The sequence below is a fragment of the Neobacillus sp. genome, assembly GCF_031988165.1.
In the GTDB taxonomy this organism is placed as follows: domain Bacteria; phylum Bacillota; class Bacilli; order Bacillales; family Cytobacillaceae; genus Neobacillus; species Neobacillus rhizosphaerae.
The window spans coordinates 18,440-33,746 of record NZ_DALZYO010000006.1; the positions used below are offsets into that span (position 1 = coordinate 18,440).

Here is a 15,307-nt window from a genome sequence, read left to right on the forward strand (position 1 = left end):
AACCATTGCTACATCAAATTTCATCATTAGATAACCTATGCACTCAAACTTAAAAAGTTGACCAAAACAACAAAAACGATTATTGACATGAACTTTTCAATTAGCTGTATAATAGGAAAGAATGAAAATTCAGAAAGGGGTACATAAAGTGGCTTATATAAATACAGAAGAAACCATGAAATTATTAACGAATTTAGTTTCCATTCCGAGCCCTTCTGGCAACACAAATGAGGTTATCACCTTTGTCGAAAAATTCCTTGCAGAACTGCAAATTAAAACAATAAGGAACCGAAAAGGTGGTTTAATAGCTACAATTGAAGGAAAAGATTCGAGCAGACATCGGATGCTGACAGCCCATGTCGATACACTTGGCGCGATGGTAAAGGAAATAAAATCTAGCGGCAGATTAAAAATCGATTTGATTGGTGGTTTTAAGTACAATTCAATTGAGGGTGAATACTGTCAAATTGAAACAAGCGCAGGCAAAAAATATACAGGAACCATCCTAATGCATCAAACTTCTGTCCATGTATATAAGGATGCTGGAAAAGCCGAACGAAATCAGGATAATATCGAGATTCGGATTGATGAAAAAGTACATACAGCCGAAGAAGTCCGCAAACTTGGTATCGAAGTAGGTGATTTTGTTGCGTTTGATCCCCGGGTAGAAGTAACTCCAAGCGGTTACATTAAGTCCCGACACTTAGATGACAAAGCGAGTGTGGCCATTCTCCTGCAATTAATCAAACAGCTTAAAGCGGAGAATATTATCTTACCTTATACAACTCACTTCCTCATTTCGAACAATGAAGAAATTGGCTACGGTGGCAACTCCAATATTACCCCAGAAACAGTTGAATACTTAGCTGTAGATATGGGGGCAATGGGCGACGGACAATCCACAGATGAATATACGGTTTCCATCTGTGTAAAGGATGCGAGCGGTCCTTATCACTATGAATTACGGAAAAATTTAGTGCGCCTGGCTGAAGAAAATAATATTGAATTTAAACTAGATATTTACCCTTTTTATGGTTCAGATGCATCTGCAGCCATCCGTTCAGGGCATGATATTGTTCACGGCCTCATCGGTCCAGGAATTGATTCATCACATGCCTTTGAAAGGACACACAAGTCATCAATCGAAAATACAGCCAAACTTTTATATCATTACCTTCAATCTGATTTAATTTTATAAAAACAAGTGAACTGGTCAACCACTTCACTTTTTGTTCAATAATTAGACAAAAAAAACTCAATAAATGCTCTATAGGGCCCAGATAAGATGAATATTATTCAAGACCGATTGGACATCCGTCGGTCTTTTTTTAATTTGATTTTATGGGTGAAAGTGAAATTTTAATTATTTTTAATCATATTTTAATTGCATCAAACTAAAAAGCACATTATGATAGTTAAGGCAGTTAAAAGGGAAAGAAATGGCAAAATGAGAGTTCTTCTGACTCAAAATTCCTTTATTTTTTCTTATTTGTTAAGAAATTGGACTATTTACAACAATACTTCTTTGGGGGTTAAACCGCCATGATTAAAAGATTACTAGTTTTTTTTACTAATCAAAAGCTAAAGTGGATGGGCCGATTTGTTTACTATTTGCTTATTCTTCTTTTATTATTTTTTATGTACGGATTTAACGATGCAAGCGCAGGGTCCTATATTTACAACGATTTTTAAGGGGAGGAAACCAATATGAAACTGTTAGAAACAATAAGAAACACAGCAGTTACACTTCCGGAAACATTAGCATATATTTCTCCTTCAGAAGAAATCACTTATGGTGAACTTTGGAGAAAATCAGAACAAGTTGCTGCTTATCTATTAAAACAAAATAATGAAAGACATCTGCCAGTCCTAGTTTATGGTCATATGGATGCATCCATGATTAGCTCCTTCCTAGGCTGTGTAAAGGCAGGACTACCCTATATTCCTGTAGATACCTCGATTCCAATCGAAAGAGTAATAAAAATTATTAATAGTTCACAAGCTGGATTGGTTATCAATGCTTCCGGGCAAGAGATGGGGATGGATAATCCCACAGTTTCTGTTGTGAATTTTGATAAAATCTTGGAAAATCAAGAAACTAAAGAGCCAATTGATCCGTCTAATTGGGTATACGGTGAAGAAAATTTTTATATTATTTATACATCTGGAAGCACAGGAAATCCAAAAGGTGTGCAAATATCTGCTAAAAATTTGCAGAGCTTTGTCGATTGGATGGTTAAAGATTTTCCAATAACGGGCAATCTTCGCTTTTTAAATCAGGCGCCATACTCGTTTGATCTTTCTGTCATGGACCTTTACCCTGCGCTTGCTACAGGTGGGACCATTTTTGCGATAACAAAGGAAATGATTGAAAGACCTAAACTTTTATTTGAAGCATTAGAAAAATCGAGGACCCAAGTATGGACTTCGACTCCCTCTTTTGTCCAGATGTGTTTAATGGATCCAACGTTTACACAAGAACTATTGCCTGAACTTAGCGTGTTTTTATTTTGCGGGGAAATCCTGCCAGTTGCGATTTGCCGACAATTAATGGATCGGTTCCCTAAGGCAAAAATATTTAATACCTATGGACCTACAGAAGCAACGGTAGCTGTCACTTCAATTGAAGTAACAGCTGAAATATTAGCAACGTATCAGAATCTCCCAATTGGTAAACCAAAGGGAGATACACATATACTATTTATTGATGAAAATGGCTTAGCGGTCCAGCCTGGAGAAAAAGGTGAAATGATTATTGTTGGTCCAAGTGTAAGTAAAGGTTACTTAGGGCAACAATCGCTAACCGAAAAGACCTTTTTTCACTATGAAGGTGAACAGGCATATCGAACTGGTGATGCCGCCTATATCAATCAGGAGGGGTTAATTTTTTACAAAGGCCGGATTGATTTTCAAATAAAACTTCATGGCTACAGGATGGAATTAGAAGAGATTGAATACCATATTTCCAATTCAAAATATGTTAAATCAGCTGCAGTCGTTCCTGTCTATCAAAATGACAAAATTGACTATTTACTGGCGGCGATAATCCCTTCAAGCCATGAGTTTGAAAAAGAATATCAATTAACGAGCGCAATAAAGAAAGAACTTTCTGAAGTAATTCCCTCTTATATGATTCCGAGAAAGTTCTCCTATTATGAAGAACTTCCGATGACACCAAACGGAAAAATGGATCGAAAAAAATTCAGGGAAATGGTATTACAATGACACCATATGGTTCTTTTACATTCTTTTTCATCCTTGCGGTTCTTTTAGCACCAACGGTTATTCTTGGTTTAAAGGGAAAAAGATTTCATACCTATAATATGTTTGTGACGATTATTGCTTTAGGGATCATTTTCTCGTCATCCATTAATCAAGCTGTCGCCTTAATCGTATTTACAATTTGGCAAGTTGTTCTAATAAAGGTATATATCGCCTATCGAAAAAAGAACAATGGGAACACGATCTTTTATTTTGCAGTTATCCTTTCGATCCTGCCATTGGTCCTTTCGAAGGTGCTGCCTTATTTTTCAGTAGTAAATTTTGTTGGCTTTCTTGGTATTTCATATTTAACTTTTAAGGGTACGCAATTAATTATGGAAACAAGGGATGGACTGATAAAAAAGGATCTACCCCTATCCCGCTTACTCTATTACATTTTATTTTTCCCGACTATCTCATCGGGTCCAATCGACCGTTATCGCCGTTTTGACAAAGAATTGGAAGTTGGCATATCAGGGGAACAATACCAATTATTGCTTTATGAAGGAATCAACAAAATTTTTCGCGGGTTTTTATATAAGTTCATTATCGGCTATTCAATTAATCACTTTTTTATCACCAATCTAAGATTTATTGCACACAGCCATTTTGAGAATCAACTTTATTATATGTACGCTTATAGTCTTTACCTCTTTTTCGATTTTGCGGGGTACAGTGCTTTTGCGATTGGTATTAGTTATATTATGGGCATTAAATCACCAGAAAACTTTAATAAGCCGTTCCTTAGCCGGAATATTAAGGACTTCTGGAATCGCTGGCACATGAGCCTATCCTTTTGGTTCAGAGACTATGTGTATATGCGATTCGTCTTTTGGATGACCAAAAAGAAATGGATTAAAAACCGTAACCTCCTCTCCAACCTTGGCTATATTTTACTGTTTTTATTAATGGGAATATGGCACGGCTTAGAGGTACAATATATAATTTATGGGGTGTACCACGCATTATTAATGGTAGCTTACAATTCATTTGAACGGTTTAATAAAAAGCACAAATGGTGGCCACAAAATAAGGTTACACATATTATTGCTATTATTATTACCTTCCATGTTATTTGCTTTGGGTTTTATATTTTTTCAGGACAATTATTTCATAAAGGAGTTTGATCACTATGGATTTCAAAAAAGAGGTTATATCTTTACTAGCTGAAATTTGCCAGGATGATATTGTAAAGGAAAATCCAGATATTGATTTATTTGACGCTGGTTTATTAGATTCATTCGGGACAGTTGAATTACTCGTTCAAGTCGAAGAACGTTTTGGCATACTTGTTCCGATCACTGAGTTCGATCGTGACATCTGGAACACACCTAACAACATCGCTATTCAATTGGCTGATATGCAATGAAAAAAGCTGTATTCTCACCCATTATCCTAGCCTTTCTTGTTATGGTTATTTTGGTAGTGATACCAAATAAATGGATTGAGAGTATGATTCCAAAATCCAGAGTCACTCAGGCTGCAACAGAATTAAATCCATTTATGTTTCAAGGTAAATATGTTCAGCAAAAAATGCTGGAGGATCAACAATTTTTGCCAATATATGGATCATCTGAACTAGCAAGACTTGATCGTTTCCATCCGGCAAATTATTTTAAAGAAACAGGAGAAAATTTTACCCCTTTTCTCATTGGCCGAGGTGGAACGGAATCATTAATTCATTTATTAAATTTCTCTGAACATACTAGTAAGCTTAAGGGAAAGAAAATTGTTTTCGTCTTGTCGCCACAATGGTTCCAGCCGAATGGGACTGACGAATCCCATTTTGTTCCTAATTATTCATCCCTACAAGGATACGATTTTGCTTTTAATAAAAGGATTGATCCAACAATCAAGAGAAAAGCAATACATCGGCTGTTGAAATTTTCACCCATTAAAAACGACCCACTTCTATCAATCATGTATAAAGCAGAGATAACCGATAATCTTTGGACCAAAAGAAAGGCAGCGCTAGTTCGGCCTATTGCCTTTGCCTATCGTGAATTGATGGTGAAAAAGGATCTTTATTATACTTTGGTAGGCGGCATTCCTCATAAGAGGGAGTTCAGCTCAAAGGTAAGGAACAAAACCTGGGAAGAATTAGCTGATCAAGCCAATCATTATGGTAAAAGAAGATCAACAAATAATCAATTTTATGTAACTAATGGCCAATATAATAAAATTCGAAAAATGGTACCGTCATTAAAGGATAAAAAATCAGGAGCATCCTATGGTAAGTCTCCTGAATACAATGATTTCCAATTGGTGCTTGACCTTCTTAAACAGTCAGGGGCAGAACCATTATTTATTTCTGTTCCAGTGAACGGAAAATGGTATGACTATACTGGTTTTCCTAAAGAAGGCCGTACCGCGTATTATGATCGTATAAAGAAGCAAATCGAGTCCGAAGGTTTTCAAATTGCTGATTTTTCCAATCATGAATATGATCCATACTTCATGAAGGATACTATTCATATTGGCTGGAAAGGCTGGGTTTATACCGATAAGGTAATAAAGGATTTTTATGAGGGTAAAAAAATAGATGTTGAAGTTGTTAGGGCAAGATAGCCCTAACAACTTTATTTTTTCATTTAGAATGTTTTAATAGCCTTTTTATAAAAATTTAATATTTATTGGTTATACTACCATTAAATTGATTATGAAAGGTGTGTGATTAAAATTATTCAATCTTCACCATCGACTAAAAAATCTGGTTTTTTATCCAATATTATTCCTAATCCAAAAGAACGAAAAATCATTATTCTATTTTCTCTGGTTACGATAATTTTAATTATTACTGGGATAATAGTAATCTTTCTTAATCGCCAGCAATTGTTTGCTCAAGATTTTCGACATTACAAAGGGATATTTAAACAATTTGGTTCCATTTCAAGAATTGGTTATTTTTCCGTTTTGTCCATTTATCCGATTTATCTATTATTAAAATCTAAAAAGATAAAGAATCTTCATTTAGGAGATTTTCAGGCTAAAACTCCTCTTCAATTCCTTGCTAAACTGGCTAGGAAATGGCATGTTCCTGTCGCTCTCATATCAACTGGTATCGTTGCACTGCACGGACTTTTAGCCATTATCAGAGGATTTAAATTTAACTTTACCTATTTATCTGGTATCGCTTCAATGGTTATTTTGTTATTTCTCATCTTAATGGGTTTAAAGCGCTTTAAGAGAGTAGATCATCAATGGCATTTTAAACTAGCCATCGGCTTTTTAATTCTATTTATGATTCACGCAACATTCGCTTAATCAAAGTAGAATAATGTTGTACAAAAAGTTATAATAAACTTGATGATATTATTCGTTTTGGGAGATGAAAAAATGTTTTCAAATATTGGTGTACCTGGATTAATTTTGATCCTTACTGTTGCCTTAGTCATTTTTGGACCGAATAAACTCCCTGAAATTGGACGTGCTTTTGGTAAATCACTCCGTGAATTTAAAAAAGCAACCGAAGGAATCGCTGAGGATATTAAAGAAGAATTAAAAGAAGATATAAAAGAAGTAAAACAAGATAAAATAGAGTTGAAGAAATAATAATTTATTAATAATTCCTAAGAAAGAGCCAATTCCAGAATTAGAATTGGCTCTTTCTTCTACCGTTATTCCTTTTTTAACATTTCTTTTATCTGTCGATTATGCTGTTTGGTTTGAACCAATAGTTGGTTTAAAAGAACCTTTGCTTGTTTTTCGTCTTTTTTCCCAACTGCAATTCTTAAATCATGGAACGTTTTCCAATGCCCCATTTCTTTTCCACCATGTGCCTTTTTAATAAATTCCTCTTTCGTTAACTTACCTTCATCAAATTGCTTTTTTAGCTCTTCCATTTTGGCCAACTTCGCTTTTTTCCACTGTTCCCGTTTTCCGGCATTTTCCGGACTCATCCATTCTTTGCTGAGAGTTTTCTTTTCAGCAAGAACCTTAGTCCATTCGGCCTTTTTATCAGGAGAAAATTGGTCAACCCATAAAAGAAGTTTTTGCTCTTTTTCAGCCATATGAGATTGCCAATCTCTATGCATATTATGATGGTGCTTGCCTTCCTGACAATCACAAGGTGCATTTTCCGGATTCCCCCCCTTGGTGTTAGGCAGTTTACCGTTTGCTTCAGAAAAACCAGGAACTGATACTAAAAACCCCAGGGTCAATAATAACATTTTCATCTTCATAAATTCACCTTCCATACTTCATGATTAGAATATCATTTCAATTTTTTTCGGCACGAAATTATCATTCCCCTTTTTCAAAAAAAAATTTACCAATTTGACAAAATTTTAGTGATAAAATACTTGAGATTTTATTTTAATTATCGTATCCTATGAATATAGAAGATATGTGAAATATTTCACAAGAAAAAAACAAGAGCATATGCTCTAATTTTTAAGTACACAATTGTGAAATGCTTCACAATATAAATCGTAGAATATACCTATTATTAGGTGTTAGGAGTGGGGAGTTATGACAAAGCCAAAAATTGTGATCCTTGGTGCAGGCTACGGGGGATTAATCACAAGTAAAAGCCTAGAAAAATTATTAAAATCTGGTGAAGCCGATGTTACCTTAATTAATAAACATGATTATCATTACCTTACAACACAGCTTCACAAAACAGGAGTGGGCACAGCTGCAGATCGTCAGATTGCGCTCTCAATTCCTGAACTAATCAATTCTAACAAAACACAGTTTCTTAAAGCATCCGTATCTTCGGTAGATATCAAAAGCCAAGTTGTGCACCTTGAAGGCGGGGATACGATTAACTATGATTATTTATTAATTGCACTTGGATTTGAGGTTGAAACGTTTGGTATTCCTGGTATAAAGGAAAATGCGTTAGAAATCCGAAGCTTTAGAAGTTCAAAAGCTATTTATCATCATATCATTAATCAATTTAACCTTTATAAAGAAGATCATGATCCTTCACGACTAACCTTTGTCGTTGCTGGCGGCGGTTTTACTGGAATTGAGATGCTCGGAGAATTGGCTGATGGCTTGCCTAAATTATGTAAAGAGCACGATATTCCATTTGAAAAAATAAGAATTGTTGCCATAGAGGCTGCACCATCTGTGATTCCGTTTTTCCCTAAGCAGTCCATTCAATATACAATGGACGTTTTGGAAAAGCGAAATATTGAATTAATCACTGGAACGAAAATTCTTGAATGTACTCCTGAAAAAGTTGTACTTGAAAAAAATATTGAAGTTCCTACAAGGTCATTAATTTGGTCATGTGGTGTAAAAGGAAACACGATAGTTCATCAATGGGGGTTACCAATTGTTAAGGGCAAAATCGCAGTAGATTCTTATCTTCGCGTTAAAAGCATGAACAATGTCTTTAGTATTGGCGATTGCTCTTTATTTTTGAAAGATGAAAAGAATGCTTTAGCACCAACAGCACAAGTGGCCCTTCAACAAGCACCTTTGTGTGCGAAGAATATTGTTTCTACCATACGAGGTGAATCGTTAAAAGCATTTGAATATCACCATAAGGGTTCAGTTGCCTCAATTGGTCTGATGGCAGCTGTTGGGAAAGTAGGTAATTTCCGCTTATCCGGCTTATTTGGAGCATTTATGAAGCAAGTTATTGAGGCCCGCTACCTGTTTAATCTTGGCGGCCCATCTCTTATAATTAAGCAACACGTTGGTGTTAGCCGTGAGCAAATAAAAGTTACGGTAAAACAATAACGAAGATTGTGATAAAAGTGTTTTTTCACTGTCGGCAGGATTTCCCTCCCCCTGCCCACCAATTGATTAGAATTATCCCTAATAGCACACGCCTTACATCCCCTACCTATAAGGCGAACAGCCCTATTCCGATTATATGGAATTGGGCTGTTTTTTTAACTGCATTTAATTATTTCCACTCTAAAAATTCAAGACGATTACCAAATGGGTCGAATAGATGAATTCTGCTTGCTCCCGGGAGATTGTCGTCGCTAGTAAAAGCAACCTGCTTCTCGCTAAGATAAGTTTTTAATTCTTCGATATTTTCAACCACAAATGCAGGATGAGCTTTTTTGGCTGGTAAAAATGGTTCTTCTACCCCAATATGAAGTTGAAAAGTCCCGAATTCAAACCAAACCCCACCCCGTTTCTTTAATTCCTCTGGCTTTTCAACCTCTACTAGCCCGAGGATTCCGGCAAAAAATTCTCTGGCAGCTTCCTCACATTCCTTTGGCGCGGCAAGTTGAACATGGTCAATTTTTTTCAATGTAAATGCCATTTTTCACCCTCCTTTTTTCTTTCTACTCAACTATTTTATAAAATTTATAATTTTCTATCAAATACAAGTGCCGATTTACCGTATCTTTTCTTTAATAAACGTCTTTCTTAGTAAAGACAAAAAATGAAACGAATAAAGCGACTGCCCACCAAACGAACAATACCATCATCGAGAATGAGAGATTCATTCCCTCTATTGGAGGAGCCGTTCCTTTCATATAATCAGTTAACCGCAAATTAACCATAAAAAAATATTTGGCAGATTCCCATGAGGATACCATATTACTCAAAATAGCCCCAGAGATTAAGGCAGCGAGCATTACTCCCATTCCTGCAGCAGTACTACGGATTAATACAGATAGCATGAAGGATAATGTCCCCACTACAATAGCCACAAACCACACAAGCCCAAAATCCATTAACAAAAACTTCCACAGGCTCAAAAGTTTAACTTCTGAGGTGTTTAACCCTGAGTCCGTTACATTAAAACCGGTTAAGATTGGTGCGCCCCAGCCTTTATATCCAAATACCACTCCTGAAATTATATAGGACAGTATACCTGCTATCGCAATGACCAATGAAATCGCTAAGCAAAGGGTGAGATATTTACTTAATAATACCTTCCACCTTTTCACCGGCCTCGTCAACAACAGCTTAATCGAACCAAGACTGTGCTCCGACGAAACCAAATCGCTGGCGATGACCATAACCATTAATGGGATGAATAAATCGATGGAGCTTTCCAAGAAAATTCTCATAAACGTTGGTGCACCCGGCTCAGTGGGATTGATATCATGGTCAAGATAGTATTTTTGTTGCTGTAGGGATATTTGCAGCTGTTTCTTCCATTCGTCAGTCATTCTGCTACTACTTAATCGATTAGTGGTATCAACAATCTGTTGTTGTAAAATGGTTCTCCAATCACTCGTTCCGAGTTTTTCACGTTGTGTTTGGACTTGCTTGTATTGTGCATATGTAAATAACATTACGAGAACGCCTATGATAATCGCTATCACAATTAGACGCTTTTTGGCGATTAACTTCATCATTTCATTTTGAATCAGCTTATTCAATGGTATCACCCCCCGTTAATTCGAGGAACAAGTCTTCGAGCACAGGCATTTTTCGATTGATTTCAATAACCGAAACACCCGCTTCAACCAGTTGTTTATTCCATTCTGGTGTTTTCTTCTCATCGAACGCTGTCAAGATGGTACCATCCTCTTTTTCTTCAATTGTTGTCAATATGCTTAAAACCTGTTTTCCTTTTTCAAAAGGAGAAAGGCGCCAAACCACTCGTTCCCGATTTTCAAGCAGATGCTGGACGGTGTCAACACGAATAATCGTCCCTTTTGAAATAATGGCTACCCTGTCACATAGTAATTGTATTTCACTTAATAAATGACTTGAAACAAGGACGCTTAGCCCTTCCTTTTCTGCCAGAAAACGAATAAATTGTCTCATCTCTCGAATTCCTGCCGGGTCTAGTCCATTAGTCGGCTCATCGAGAATTAGCACCTTGGGTTCACCTAAAAGTGCCTGGGCAATTCCGAGTCGCTGTCGCATTCCAAGTGAATAGGTTTTTACTTTATCATGAATTCTTTCTGTTAAACCCACGAGTTCAGTTACTTCGCTAATTCGTTCTTCCCTTACCCCTTCAATCATCCGAGCAAAATGGAGAAGATTATTATAGCCAGATAAATATGGATATAATTCTGGATTTTCAACGATACAACCAAGGTTGCTCATTGCTTCCTGAAAATCCTCTTCAATATTGAATCCACAGATGTGGATATCACCTGATGTTGGTTTGATAAGACCGACAATCATACGAATCGTGGTTGTTTTACCGGCACCATTTGGACCTAAGAATCCAAATACTTCACCTTCTTGTAAATCAAAAGTTAACCCTTTAATGATTTCTCTTTTCCCAATTTCTTTTTTAATATTTTTAACTGATAACGTAATTTTTTTCTCCATCGATTTCCTCTCCTTACCAGGTGAGCAATGAGGCCACTCTTTCGGCAATTAAACGATATCCTTTTGAATTTGGATGAAATTTGTCGGTATATAAATAATCATTCACTCTTAATTCAAATAAGTCAAATGTTGGTACAAATACGATTTTAGGATAGATGGCACTTACTTCTGCACTATCATAATTCCATTGACGAACGACCTTTGACATTTCTTTTCCCTGATCTAATTCAATAAATGGGTTATACAATCCAATGAAAAACACATTAGCATTGCTATTGTATTTGCGAATTTGGTCAAAAATATATTTCAAGTTATCAAGATACTTTTTTTCAATCGTTGCAATTTCATCTGTTTTAAAATCTGATAATCCTTGACCCCCGCGGAACAAATCGTTGCCACCAATCGTCACCAATACGATATCTGCCTTTTGAATCTGACGACCAACTTCTGTTTCCTGCACTTGACTTCGAAGTTGATCAGATCTTTGACCAATAATACCAAGGTTGGTAAGCTGTACTGGACGCTTTGTTTTATCCTTAATTTCATCAATTAAGTCACCGACATAGCCTTTTCCCGTTTCATCACCTGTTCCTCTAGTTAATGAATCACCTAATGCCACAATGGTTAATCCTTTTTTATTTTCAACCTTCTTGCTAACCTTTGCCTCGGGAACTTTCTCCGGTTTTCCAGCATAATATTCACCGACTGCCCAGCCAAGCCCGATAAGCCAGAGGAGGCAAAATAATACGGCTATGGCAGTAATCGAACGTATGACATTTTTATTCATGAAATTCATCCTTTCTGGCCTTTTCTTTAATTTAATCATAGTTAAGATTTGAATCAAACTTTCAACTCCTACATATTACTACAAATACTTTAAGGTTCGAAATTTCTTAACATTTCCAGGGATGATAAAAGGAATCCACAAGTGGATTCCAGATTATGTTCGTACCGATGATTCTTTCCTATTGGATTGGACAACGGATCGGCATGCCCTTTTTTTTCCTGATTTAAATGTTTAATTGGTATTTTATCCTACCTTAGCTAATCATAGTAATTTATTTATGATAATTCATGATGAAATTCAGAACAAAAGGCGCAAGCGCCCGTTTAGCGGCGTATGGACTGGAGCGCTCCAACTGAGATAAAGGAAACACGAAGAGCGATAGCGATTCGATGTTGACTTATCGTAGGGCGGAGAGCGAAGTACACTAGCCGCTGGGCGCTGGAGCTGGATTCAGAGAACTATTTCAATTTATCCACAATTAATTATTTTATAATTTCCTATACAACAAAAAAAGCCAGCTTTCTGTTAGAAGCCGGCTTACTGTTTCTTATTCTTCTAAATTCCCCTTAGGTCCAAAGAATTCAAAATGAATTCTTCCGTCCTTAACTCCTAGTTCTAATAATGAGCGATTAACGGTTTTCATAAAAGGAACCGGTCCACAGAAATAAAAATCTGCATCCTTGATGGACAATTTCTCTTTCAGCCATTCGCGTGTTACATAACCTTCAACATCAAAGCGATTGTTCCGTCGGTCCTCTTCAGTAGGCGAATCATAGTAGAAATAGGAAGTTACGTTTTCAAGTTCAGACAAATCCTCTACTTCTCCTCTTAGTGCATGAACATTCCCATTTGCAGCTGCATGGACGAATGTAACACTACGTTCTGGCTGAATTTCAACAACAGTTTTTAACATGCTCATCATTGGTGTTAAACCTACTCCACCACTAAGTAACACAACAGGAGTATTTTTCTCCGTATCTAAAACAAAATCACCTGCAGGGGCACTTACTTTTAAAACATCTCCAACGTTCACACCATCATGTAAATAATTGGACACCATTCCATCAGGATTTACGGTTCCTGCCTCTCTCTTAACACTGATCCGATAATAATCCTTACCAGGAGCATCAGAGAGGCTATATTGGCGAATATGTGTGTACTTTTCACCTACAATTTCTAGTTTAATACTAATATATTGACCCGGGATAAAATCAGCAATTCCCCTATTATCCTTAGGCATTAAGTAGAAAGAGGTAATAACATCGCTTTCGACCACTTTTCGGTCCACAACGAAGTTGCGGAAACCGTCCCAGCCTCCCTGCTTATTCGCCGCTTCATCATACATTTCTGCCTCAACACTGATAAAGGCATCAGCGATTACAGCATATGCTTGTCCCCAGGCATCAATGATTTCATCTGTTGCTGCTTCTCCTAACACATCCTTAATCGCTAATAAAAGGTGTTTACCAACAATTGGATAATGTTCAGGCTTAATTCCAAGACTTCTATGTTTATGAGCAATTTGTTTTACCACTGGAAGAATCGCTTCAAGATTATCAATATACATGGCAGCGGCATATACCGTTCCTGCAAGTGCTTTTTGCTGTCTGCCTTGTTTTTGATTGGCATGATTAAAAATATTTAATAATTCTGGATGGTTCCCAAACATCAATTGGTAAAATCGAGTGGTAATTGTTTCTCCATGTTTTTCTAGTACTGGTACCGTTGATTTAATGATTTCAATTGTTTTTTGATTTAACAAACTAAACACTCCTTGTGTGTTTTTACTATGTGCATAGTGATTATATGAAATTTAACGCAATGGATAAGTGATTTAAATCACATATTGTTATTTTTGAATAATTTGATCTAAACCAATCATCCTGAATTTCTATGAAATCGAAGATGTTATTGCTTTTTACCAAAAAGAAACCTCATTGAAAATTAGGTTTCTAACTGGGGATTCCTTTAGATTTCACCTTCTTTTTCAACCACAAAACTTCACAAAGTTTTCATTTTTCAACATGACAAATATAACTAGTAGGAAAGTATTCATTCTTGTATTGTTGAATCTGGTTAACAAGACAACATGACCTCGGTCATTATTTATGTAATGAATAAACGAACATGTGTTACGGGCACTATTTAGAGAATTCTACTGAAGGAAGAGGATTAATATGAACAATGCAAAAATTGCGTGGATTACCGACACAACGGCTTCGCTCAGCAAAGAATTTATTGAGCAGCATCAAATACATGTTATTCCCTTGCACGTTGTCATTAACAATGAATTCTACAAAGAAACGGTTGATATTACTGAACAGGAATTTTATGAACGAATGAAAGATGAAGAAGGGAAATTCCAAACCTCCCAGACGTCAATTTCAGACTTTGTGGATCTTTATAAGGAGTTAAAGGAAAACTACGATTTTGGTATCGCCATTCATGCTTCTAGTACTTTAACTGGTACCTATCAATCATCGGTCATGGCTGCTGAGATGGAAGACTTTAAACTGTATGCCATTGATTCACAAACAGGTTCTTTCCCACTTTCATTTTTAATAAAAAAAGGCATTGACCTAGTAGAACAAGGGCTTGATGTTAATAAAGTGGTTACACAATTAAAGGGATTACGCGAACACACTCGATTGTATTTAGTTCCATCAAATCTAGATCAGCTTCAGAAAAGCGGTCGAGTATCCGGAGGTCAAAAAATATTAGCTTCTCTTTTTAATATCAAGCCGATTTTATCGATTGAAGAGGGAGCAGCAAGGATTAAAGATAAAGTTCGTACCGAAAAAAAGGCCATAGCCTGGCTGGTAAATAAATTAAAAGAAGACCTTGAAACAAAAACGGTCAGTAAAGTAGCCATCGTCCATGCTAATGACCTTAAAAAAGCAACCGAGCTTGAAAAATATATTAAGGAAACACTTCCAAATTTAGAAACAGAAATCTTGATGCTAATAACCGTTGCCGGTGTCCATACAGGTGTTGGAACACTAGGACTTTCCTGGGTTTGTGAATAAAAAACTAATATCGATGGCTTAA

Annotated in this window: 16 protein-coding genes; 10 read left to right on the forward strand and 6 right to left on the reverse strand. The window is 36.3% G+C overall.

Going from position 1 to position 15,307, the window contains the following annotated elements; all coding sequences use genetic code 11:
• Positions 1–175 precede the first annotated feature (175 nt).
• The 8 genes from RTR43_RS04780 to RTR43_RS04815 all read left to right on the forward strand — a co-directional run bounded on the left by RTR43_RS04780 (position 176) and on the right by RTR43_RS04815 (position 6,813).
• Positions 176–1,198, forward strand: a complete 1,023-nt coding sequence (locus RTR43_RS04780) for a M42 family metallopeptidase (protein ID WP_396954537.1) — start codon at positions 176–178, stop codon at positions 1,196–1,198.
• 344 nt (positions 1,199–1,542) lie between these two features.
• The gene (dltX, locus tag RTR43_RS04785; RefSeq protein ID WP_264760422.1) at positions 1,543–1,692 is read left to right on the forward strand and encodes a teichoic acid D-Ala incorporation-associated protein DltX; all 150 of its coding nucleotides are present in this window, start codon (positions 1,543–1,545) and stop codon (positions 1,690–1,692) included.
• Between the two features lie 15 nt (positions 1,693–1,707).
• Complete coding sequence (dltA, locus tag RTR43_RS04790; protein WP_312470055.1) at positions 1,708–3,225, forward strand: D-alanine--poly(phosphoribitol) ligase subunit DltA; 1,518 nt, start codon at positions 1,708–1,710, stop codon at positions 3,223–3,225.
• Positions 3,222–4,388, forward strand: a complete 1,167-nt coding sequence (gene dltB, locus RTR43_RS04795) for a D-alanyl-lipoteichoic acid biosynthesis protein DltB (RefSeq protein ID WP_312470057.1) — start codon at positions 3,222–3,224, stop codon at positions 4,386–4,388. Before dltA ends, dltB begins: the two co-directional genes overlap by 4 nt.
• Before the next feature lie 5 nt (positions 4,389–4,393).
• Positions 4,394–4,630, forward strand: coding sequence for a D-alanine--poly(phosphoribitol) ligase subunit 2 (gene dltC, locus RTR43_RS04800; RefSeq protein WP_312470259.1), 237 nt, complete (start codon positions 4,394–4,396; stop codon positions 4,628–4,630).
• Complete coding sequence (gene dltD, locus RTR43_RS04805) at positions 4,627–5,829, forward strand: D-alanyl-lipoteichoic acid biosynthesis protein DltD (protein ID WP_312470059.1); 1,203 nt, start codon at positions 4,627–4,629, stop codon at positions 5,827–5,829. The genes dltC and dltD overlap by 4 nt, the downstream gene beginning before the upstream one ends.
• A 102-nt stretch (positions 5,830–5,931) precedes the next feature.
• Positions 5,932–6,525 carry a hypothetical protein gene (locus RTR43_RS04810; protein WP_312470060.1) on the forward strand — a complete coding sequence of 198 codons (594 nt, stop codon included), beginning with the start codon at positions 5,932–5,934 and terminating at the stop codon, positions 6,523–6,525.
• A gap of 72 nt (positions 6,526–6,597) precedes the next feature.
• Positions 6,598–6,813, forward strand: a complete 216-nt coding sequence (locus RTR43_RS04815) for a twin-arginine translocase TatA/TatE family subunit (protein WP_248733374.1) — start codon at positions 6,598–6,600, stop codon at positions 6,811–6,813.
• Between the two features lie 65 nt (positions 6,814–6,878).
• On the opposite strand, the gene RTR43_RS04820 is transcribed toward RTR43_RS04815, so the two are convergent.
• Positions 6,879–7,442, reverse strand: coding sequence for a hypothetical protein (locus tag RTR43_RS04820; RefSeq protein WP_312470062.1), 564 nt, complete (start codon positions 7,440–7,442; stop codon positions 6,879–6,881).
• Positions 7,443–7,731: 289 nt separating this feature from the next.
• On the opposite strand from RTR43_RS04820, the gene RTR43_RS04825 reads away from it, so the two are divergent.
• A complete protein-coding gene (locus RTR43_RS04825; protein WP_312470063.1) occupies positions 7,732–8,955 on the forward strand; it encodes an NAD(P)/FAD-dependent oxidoreductase in 1,224 nt (407 codons plus the stop codon).
• A gap of 169 nt (positions 8,956–9,124) precedes the next feature.
• On the opposite strand, the gene RTR43_RS04830 is transcribed toward RTR43_RS04825, so the two are convergent.
• The 5 genes from RTR43_RS04830 to hmpA all read right to left on the reverse strand — a co-directional run bounded on the left by RTR43_RS04830 (position 9,125) and on the right by hmpA (position 14,021).
• A complete protein-coding gene (locus RTR43_RS04830) occupies positions 9,125–9,493 on the reverse strand; it encodes a VOC family protein (RefSeq protein WP_312470064.1) in 369 nt (122 codons plus the stop codon).
• 91 nt (positions 9,494–9,584) lie between these two features.
• Positions 9,585–10,565, reverse strand: coding sequence for an ABC transporter permease (locus tag RTR43_RS04835; RefSeq protein ID WP_312470065.1), 981 nt, complete (start codon positions 10,563–10,565; stop codon positions 9,585–9,587).
• Complete coding sequence (locus RTR43_RS04840) at positions 10,558–11,472, reverse strand: ABC transporter ATP-binding protein (protein ID WP_312470066.1); 915 nt, start codon at positions 11,470–11,472, stop codon at positions 10,558–10,560. The genes RTR43_RS04835 and RTR43_RS04840 overlap by 8 nt, the downstream gene beginning before the upstream one ends.
• Before the next feature lie 13 nt (positions 11,473–11,485).
• Positions 11,486–12,259 carry an SGNH/GDSL hydrolase family protein gene (locus RTR43_RS04845; RefSeq protein ID WP_312470068.1) on the reverse strand — a complete coding sequence of 258 codons (774 nt, stop codon included), beginning with the start codon at positions 12,257–12,259 and terminating at the stop codon, positions 11,486–11,488.
• Between the two features lie 547 nt (positions 12,260–12,806).
• Positions 12,807–14,021: an NO-inducible flavohemoprotein gene (gene hmpA, locus RTR43_RS04850; protein ID WP_312470070.1), complete on the reverse strand. Its 1,215-nt coding sequence runs from the start codon at positions 14,019–14,021 to the stop codon at positions 12,807–12,809.
• 415 nt (positions 14,022–14,436) lie between these two features.
• Here hmpA and RTR43_RS04855 point away from each other — a divergent pair, with 415 nt between their 5' ends.
• Complete coding sequence (locus tag RTR43_RS04855; protein ID WP_312470071.1) at positions 14,437–15,285, forward strand: DegV family protein; 849 nt, start codon at positions 14,437–14,439, stop codon at positions 15,283–15,285.
• Positions 15,286–15,307: the final 22 nt, after the last annotated feature.

Bases quoted from the DNA above. Each gene is read 5' to 3' on its own strand.
- RTR43_RS04780 (WP_396954537.1), top strand. From the start codon at position 176: ATGAAATTATTAACGAATTTAGTTTCCATTCCGAGCCCTTCTGGCAAC.
- dltX (WP_264760422.1), top strand. From the start codon at position 1,543: ATGATTAAAAGATTACTAGTTTTTTTTACTAATCAAAAGCTAAAGTGG.
- dltA (WP_312470055.1), top strand. From the start codon at position 1,708: ATGAAACTGTTAGAAACAATAAGAAACACAGCAGTTACACTTCCGGAA.
- dltB (WP_312470057.1), top strand. From the start codon at position 3,222: ATGACACCATATGGTTCTTTTACATTCTTTTTCATCCTTGCGGTTCTT.
- dltC (WP_312470259.1), top strand. From the start codon at position 4,394: ATGGATTTCAAAAAAGAGGTTATATCTTTACTAGCTGAAATTTGCCAG.
- dltD (WP_312470059.1), top strand. From the start codon at position 4,627: ATGAAAAAAGCTGTATTCTCACCCATTATCCTAGCCTTTCTTGTTATG.
- RTR43_RS04815 (WP_248733374.1), top strand. From the start codon at position 6,598: ATGTTTTCAAATATTGGTGTACCTGGATTAATTTTGATCCTTACTGTT.
- RTR43_RS04820 (WP_312470062.1), bottom strand. From the start codon at position 7,442: ATGAAGATGAAAATGTTATTATTGACCCTGGGGTTTTTAGTATCAGTT.
- RTR43_RS04825 (WP_312470063.1), top strand. From the start codon at position 7,732: ATGACAAAGCCAAAAATTGTGATCCTTGGTGCAGGCTACGGGGGATTA.
- RTR43_RS04830 (WP_312470064.1), bottom strand. From the start codon at position 9,493: ATGGCATTTACATTGAAAAAAATTGACCATGTTCAACTTGCCGCGCCA.
- RTR43_RS04840 (WP_312470066.1), bottom strand. From the start codon at position 11,472: ATGGAGAAAAAAATTACGTTATCAGTTAAAAATATTAAAAAAGAAATT.
- RTR43_RS04845 (WP_312470068.1), bottom strand. From the start codon at position 12,259: ATGAATAAAAATGTCATACGTTCGATTACTGCCATAGCCGTATTATTT.
- RTR43_RS04855 (WP_312470071.1), top strand. From the start codon at position 14,437: ATGAACAATGCAAAAATTGCGTGGATTACCGACACAACGGCTTCGCTC.